General features: G+C 49.8%; 1 pseudogene. It reads right to left on the reverse strand.

Annotated elements, in window-relative coordinates:
* Positions 1-307: pseudogene (locus AB9F29_RS21980) on the reverse strand (ABC transporter ATP-binding protein); the annotation flags it as partial.

Raw genomic sequence — 307 nt, forward strand, 5'->3', positions numbered from 1 at the left:
TGCAAAGATGTAAACATGGCTTTGATCCAGATAGACCTTCAACGAAGCGCCAATTTCCAATATCTTCACGCCATGAACCAAACCAACCAAGTTTTCGCCGTGGTGGTCGAGGTGGATGAATGTTTCTGACCCCGTTATCTAGGTTACGTTCAGCTTACCCGTGAATTACAGAGCGCCTTGCGTGTGCTTTTCAAGCTTCAGATGGTTAGGTCGGAACCCCGCGACGTAACGGCCATCATTAAGATCAGCAAAGGCCCCCGAAGCCGCGCTGTCTGATTGGTCATTGCCAAACTTCAAGCGGTTTCCG

It is taken from the genome of Falsihalocynthiibacter sp. S25ZX9, assembly GCF_041205405.1.
In the GTDB taxonomy this organism is placed as follows: Bacteria; Pseudomonadota; Alphaproteobacteria; order Rhodobacterales; family Rhodobacteraceae; genus Falsihalocynthiibacter; species Falsihalocynthiibacter arcticus.